Source organism: Streptomyces sp. NPDC020958 (assembly GCF_055562175.1).
The window spans coordinates 1-7,292 of the sequence record NZ_JBVHFU010000037.1 but is presented as its reverse complement, the minus strand read 5'-3'; the positions used below and the strand labels follow the sequence as shown (position 1 = coordinate 7,292).

Annotated in this window: 1 protein-coding gene; it reads right to left on the bottom strand. The window is 72.4% G+C overall.

The window, feature by feature from the left end:
- Positions 1 to 7,070 (bottom strand): SDR family NAD(P)-dependent oxidoreductase (locus tag ACZ3KP_RS40795; protein WP_467506184.1); only part of this gene is annotated, 7,070 nt, incomplete at its 3' end.
- Positions 7,071 to 7,292 lie beyond the last annotated feature (222 nt).

The window sequence follows — 7,292 nt, the reverse complement described above, 5'->3', positions numbered from 1 at the left end:
CGCACAGCGTCGGACAGCCGCTCCAACACCACCACGCCGACGCCCTCGGACCAGCCCGTCCCGTCAGCGCTGTCGGCGAACGACCGGCACCGGCCATCCGGGGACAGACCACCCTGCACGGTGAACCAGACGAACGCGTCGGGCGTCGCCATGACGGTGACGCCGCCGGCCAGCGCCAACGAGCACTCCCCCGCCCGCAGTGCCTGCGCCGCCAGATGCATCGCCACCAGCGACGACGAACACGCCGTGTCCACGCTCACCGCGGGACCCTCCAGCCCCAGCGTGTACGCAACCCGCCCCGAGATCACGCTGGCCGCGCCACCCGTGATCTGGTGACCCTGCAACTGCTCCCCACCACGGGCGACAAGATCGGCGTACCCGGAGGAGTAGACACCCGCGAAGACACCGGTCGAACTGCCCGCCAGGGACAGGGGATCGATACCCGCCTGCTCCAACGCCTCCCACGACACCTCGAGCAGCAACCGCTGCTGCGGGTCGGTCGCCTGGGCCTCGCGCGGCGAGATGCGGAAGAAGGCGGCGTCGAACTCGTCGGCGCCGGCGAGGAAGCCGCCCTCGGCCGTGGCCGACGCCGCGGACCCGTCGACGCCGAGGAGCGCGTCGAGATCCCAGCCGCGGTCAGCGGGGAACGGCGTGATCCCGTCCGTCCCGGCCGCCACCAGGTCCCACAACTCGTCCGGACCCGTGACACCACCCGGATAACGACACGCCATGCCGACCAGCACGACCGGATCGTCAGCGACCGCAACCGGCAGCGGCGCGGCCGGGACCAGGGCGGAGGCGGCGGCCGGAGGCACCTCGCCGAGCTCCTGCGCCAGATAGCCGGCCACGCGGGCCACGGTCGGGTAGTCGAAGACGAGGGTGGCGGGCATGCTGAGCCCGGTCCGGGTGCGCAACGTGTTGCGCAGGTCGACGGCAGTCAGCGAGTCGAAGCCCAGGTCGCTGAACGGCTGGTCGGCGGCCAGTTGCGCCGCGGAGCCATAGCCGAGCACCGCCGCGGCGGACTCCCGTACCAGGTCTATCAGGGCCTGCTGCCGCTCGGCGGCGGACAGTCCGGCGAACCGCTGGCCAAGACCGTCGCGACCGCCGTGGGCCTGAGTGGCGGCACGGCGCGACGATCCCCCGGTCAGCGCGCGCCACACGGGCGGAAGGTTCGCCTGAGAGCGCAGCGCCTGGACGTTCAGCCGGGTCGGGGCCGCCACGGGGACGCCGGCGCTCAGCGCCTGGTCGAACAGGATCATGGCCTGCGGTGCGGACAGACCGCGGTCGGTTTCCCAGTCTCCCCACGCCAGCGCGAGGCCCGGCAGCCCGTCGTGGTGCCGCTGGTGCATCAGGGCGGCGAGGAAGGCGTCGCCCGGACGGTTCTCGTCGCCCACGATCCCCGCCAGGGACGAGAAGACCACGAACAGCGACAGGTCGAGGGCGCGTGTGAGGTCGTGCAGGTGCCAGACGGCGTCGATCTGCCCGGGTCCGTCGACCCGGGCGGCGTGGACCAGTCCACCAACCGGGTACGCGGTCAGCATCTCGGCCAGGGACTGGCGGTCGGTCAGGTCACAGGCCACCAGCTCGACTGCGGCGCCCGCCCGGGACAGTTCCGCGGCGAGCTCCGCGGCGCCCGGCGCGTCGGACCCGCGCCGACTGAGCAGCACGAGATCCCGTACGCCATGGGCAGCCACGAGATGGCGTGCCACGGCCGCGCCCAAGGTCCCCGTGCCGCCCGTGACGAGGACACGGGAGGGAACCGTTTCCGGCTCGGTCGAGGAGCTGTGCCGGACCAGCCGGGCGGCCCGCAAGGCCCCGCCCCGCAAGGCCAGTTGCGGCTCGTCAGCGCCCAGCACCTGACTCAGCACCGCACCGTCCACCTCGGTGTCGGTGTCGGTGTCGAGCAGCACGATCCGGCCCGGGTCCGCCGTCTGCATCCCGCGAACCACGCCCCACACCGCCGCAGCGGCCAGGTCCGTCACCGGCTCGCCGGGCTCGACGGCCACCGCGCCCCGGGTGACCACGACCAGCGGACCCGTGGTCTCGTCCAGCTTCCGTACCACCCGGGCGGACAGCTCGTGCGCGGACGTCACCACAGCGCCGGAATCACCGGAAACCGGCACCACCACGGCTGCACGGGCATCGGCGGTTCCGGCGGGGATGCCGGCCCACTGCAGGCTCAGCAGGGTGCCGTCGCCCGCGCCGGCGACGATGCTGTCGGCCGCCAGCGGGCGTACGGTCAGCGAGCCGATCGACAACACCGGCAGCCCGCTGTTGTCAGCGATCGCGATGGCCACCTGGTCCGGCCCGGTCCGCGTCAGCGCCACCCGCACCCGGGACGCGCCGGTCGCCCGCAGCACCACGTCGACGAAGCTGAACTGCAGCCCCGCCAGCCCGGTCAGCGCCGTGGACTGCAGCGCCGCGTCCAGCAGCGCGGGATGGATCCCGAACGACTCGGCCAGGCCCCGTCCCGCCTCGGTCAGCTCGACCTCGGCGAGGATCCGGTCGCCGTCCCGCCAGGCCCGGGTCAGACCCTGGAACAGCGGCCCGTACGCGAACCCGCCCGTACCCAGCTCGGCGTAGAACTCACGGATGTCCAGCTCGGTGGCGCCGGGGCCGGGCCACGCCTGGCCCACCGCGGTGAACTCCTGCCCGGCCGACCCCGCGTTCGCGCTGAGCACGCCGGTGGCATGGCGGGTCCATTCGTCCTGCCCGTCCGGCCGGGCGTACACGGCGACGCTGCGCCTGCCCGCCGCGGCCTCGCCGACGACGACCTGCAGTTGTACGCCACCCTGGCCGGGCAGCACCAGCGGCGCCTCGAGGACCAGCTCGTCGACCCGGTCGCACTGCACGCTGTCGCCGGCGCGGACGGCCAGCTCGACGTAGCCCGTACCGGGGAACACCATGGTGCCCCGGATCGCGTAGTCGGCCAGCCACGGCTGGGTCCGCAGCGACAGGCGGCTGGTGAACACCACGCCGCCGGTCTCCGGCAGCGGCAACATCGCACCCAGCAGCGGGTGCTCCGCGGCGCTGAGGCCGGCCGCGCTGACGTCGGCGGGACCGGCGGCCGGCTCGGGCCAGAAGCGCTGATGCTGGAAGGCGTAGGTCGGGAGGGGAACCCGGCGCCCGGTGACCAGGCGCTTCCAGTCGACGCTCACGCCGTACGCGTGTGCCTGGGCAACCGATTCCAGCAGCCGCCGCAGATCACCCTCGCCGCGTCGCAGCGTCCCGACCGCCGGGGCGATGTCCTGCACTGCGGGGAGCAGGACCGGATGCGGGCTGACTTCGATGATCACGCCGGGCCCGGCCGCCGTCAGTGCCTGTTCGAACAGCACCGTGTTCCGCAGGTTCCGGAACCAGTACGCGGCGTCCCAGCCCACGGTGTCCATCAGCTCGCCGGTCACCGACGAGACGACCGGCACCTCCGATGTCTGCGGGGTGATGGCAGCCAGGTCCGTCAGCAACCGGTCCCGGATCTGTTCCACCAGCACCGAATGCGAGGCATAGTCCACCGCGATCCGTCGTGCCCTGACGCCTTGCTCCTCGCAGTGCGCTTGCAGCGAGTCCAGGGCGTCGGCCTCGCCCGAGACCACCACGGATGACGGGCCGTTGATCGCGGCTAGCGACACCGCGGGCCGGTCCGCGATCAAGTCCCGCGCCGCCGCGGCCGGCACCGACAACGCCATCATGCCGCCACCGGTCAGATGCTCCGCGATCGCCCTGCTCCGCAACGCCACCACCCGGGCACCATCGGACAACGACAACGCACCCGCCACACACGCCGCCGCGATCTCACCCTGCGAATGACCCACCACCGCAGCCGGTTCCACCCCGTACGAGCGCCAGACCGCGGCCAGCGACACCATCACCGCCCACAACGCCGGCTGCACGACATCCACCCGCTGCAGCGCAGCTTCGTCGCCGAGCACGTCGGCCAGCGACCAGTCCACCAACGGTTCCAGAGCCTCCGCGCACTCACGCATCGACGAGGCGAAGACAGGCGAAGACCCGATCAGCTCCTGAGCCATCCCCACCCACTGCGCACCCTGACCCGGGAACACGAACACGACCCGGCCGCCGGTCCGGGTGCCGCGCACCACTCCGGGCGCGGGGCTGCCGACGGCGATGGCACGCAGTCCGGCCCTCAGCTCGTCGTGGTCCGCGCCCACCACCACGGCCCGCTGGTCGAAGGATTCCCGAGACGCGATCAACGACCAGGCCACGTCCGCCGGGTGCAGCGAGGGAACCGATTCCAGGTGTTCCAGGAGACGCGCCGCTTGCGCCTGCACCGCCGCGCCGGTCTTCCCGGACAGGGCCCATGGCAGCGGGCCGTCAGTGGCGGGTTCCGTCGGAGGCTCGGCGTCGATGCGAGCCGGGGCTTCGAGGATGACATGCGCGTTGGTGCCGCTGACACCGAACGCGGACACGCCGGCACGGCGCGGACGGTCGGTCTCCGGCCAGGGCACCGCCTCGGTGAGCAGCCGGACATTCCCCTCGGTCCAGTCCACCTGCGAGGTCGGCGCGTCCACGTGCAGAGTCCTGGGCAGGATCCCGTGACGCAGCGCCATGACCATCTTGATGACCCCGGCCACACCCGCCGCGGCCTGGGCGTGGCCGATGTTGGACTTGAGGGACCCCAGCCACAACGGCCGGTCGCCGGGACGGTCCTGGCCATACGTGGACAGCAGCGCCTGCGCCTCGATCGGATCACCGAGCCTGGTGCCCGTACCGTGGGCCTCCACCGCATCCACATCAGCCGACGACAGACCCGCCGCCGCCAGAGCCTGACGGATCAAACGCTGCTGGGACGGACCGTTCGGAGCCGTCAGACCATTCGACGCACCGTCCTGATTCACCGCACTCGACCGCATGACCGCCAAGACCTCATGGCCGTTGCGCTCGGCGTCGGACAGGCGCTCCATCACCACGACGCCGACGCCCTCGGACCAGCCGGTGCCGTCGGCCGTGTCGGAGAAGGACTTGCAGCGGCCGTCCCCGGCGAGGCCGCCCTGAGCGGTGAAGCCCACGAAGGCGTCCGGGGTGGACATGACCATCACACCGCCGGCGAGGGCGAGCGAGCACTCCCCGGATCGCAGGGCCTGCGCGGCCAGATGCATCGCCACGAGCGACGAGGAGCAGGCGGTGTCCACGCTGACCGCGGGGCCTTCCAGGCCGAGCGCGTACGCCACCCGGCCGGAGATGACGCTGCCGGCGCCCCCGGTGATGAGGTGGCCCTGCAGCTCGTGCTCGCCGGAGCGTGCGGCGAACTCGGCGTACCCGTTCTGGTAGGCGCCGACGAAGACGCCCGTGGGGCTGCCCACCAGGGTCGAGGGAGCAATTCCGGACTGTTCCAGCGCTTCCCAGGAAACCTCGAGCAACAGCCGCTGCTGCGGGTCGGTGGCCAGCGCCTCGCGGGGCGAGATGCGGAAGAACCCGGCGTCGAAGCCGGCCACTTCGTCGAGGAAGCCGCCCTGTCCCGTCGCGATGGTTCCCGAACCGGGCCCGGCGGTACCCAGCAGCTCATCGAAGTTCCAGCCCCGGTCGGCGGGAAAGCCGGTGATGCTGTCCGTCCCCTCGGCGACCAGGCGCCACAGGCCCTCCGGGTCCTGGACGCCTCCCGGGAAGCGGCAGGCCATGCCGACCAGCACGATCGGGTCGTCGGTGAGTGCGGCGGAGACCGGCACCACTGGTGTGGCTGCGGCTTCCGGCTCGCCGAAGTGGGCGGACAGGTGGGCGGCCAGCCGGGTGACGGTCGGATAGTCGAACGCGGCACTGGCCGGCAGGCTCGTCCCCGTTTCCGCCAGGAGGGCGTTGCGCAACTCGACCGCGGTCAGCGAGTCGAAGCCCTGTTCCTTGAACGGCTGGTCCACGTCGACCTGCGCGCTGGACGAGTGACCGAGCACCGAGGCCGCCGCCGCGCGTACCAGATCGACGAGGGCCTGTTCCCGCTCAGCTGAGGGCAAGGCGGCGAGGTGGCGGCCCGGCTCACCCGTACCCGTGGAACCGGTTCCCGTCAGGGCGGCGGTGACTTCGGGCAGGTCGGAAATCAGGGCGCTCGGCCGGGCGGCGGTGAAGACCGGGGCGAACCGGGCCCAGTCCATGTCCGTGACCACGAGCGTGGTCTCGTCGTCGTGCAGGGTGCGCTGCAACGCGCTGAGAGCCGGCTCGGGCCGCATGGGGATCACACCCAGCAGGTCGAGGTTCTCCCGCTCCGCCTCGGCCAGGCCGATCAGCATGCCGGCCTCGTCCCACGAGCCCCACGCCACCGAGGTGGCCGTGCGGCTCTGCGCCCGGCGGTGAGCGGCCAGCGCGTCCAAATAGGCGTTGCCGGCCGCGTACGGACCCTGGCCGCCGCTGCCCCAGGCAGCCGCGCCGGAGGAGAACAGGACGAACGCGTCGAGGTCGAGGCCACTGGTCAGCTCGTCGAGGTTCCGGGCGCCGTCGACCTTCACTCGCACCTGGTGCTGCACCTGCTCCGCGGTGGTCGCGGCGAGCGGAGTGGCATCGCTCATGACGCCGGCGGCGTGCACGACCGTACGCAGGGGCCATTCCCCGGGAATCTCGCTGAGGATCCGGGCCAGGGCGTCGCGGTCGGCGACGTCACAGGCTGCCACCGTGACCCGGGCGCCGGCCGCCTCGAGCTCCAGGCGCAGCATGTCGGCGCCTTCCGCGTCCGGCCCGCGCCGGCTCGCCAGGACAATATGCTCGGCCCCGCGTTCGACTGCCCACCGTGCGACGTGCGCCCCCAGGCCACCCGTACCCCCAGTGATGAGGACGGTTCCGGACGTGGTCCACGGCGCCGGACCGGTCGCGGCCGGAGCGTGCCTCAACCGGCGCCCGAACACTCCGGCCGGGCGGACGGCGACCTGGTCCTCACTCGAGCCGTTCGACAGTACGGCGGCCAGCTCGCGGGCACCGCGGGCGTCGAGAACCGCGGGCAGGTCGATCAGACCACCCCAGCAGGCGGGCTGCTCCAGAGCGGCGACCCGTCCCAGTCCCCAGACGGCGGCCTGATCGGGATCGGTAACCGGATCATGGGCGCCGGTCGACACCGCTCCCCGGGTCAGCACCCACAGCGGGATCCCTTGATCCGGCAGCGTTTGCAGCAGGTCGATGACGGCGGTGAGGCCTGCTTGCGTGCTGTCTTGCAGGAGGACTTCCAGAGAGACGATGCCATCGACTGCGTGCAGTCCGGGGATGTCGCCGTGTTCCACCACGGTGACATCGGTTCCCAGTGCACCGGTCACGGCGTCGACGAGCGCGTCGTCGCTCCTTCCCGCCGGAACGACCAC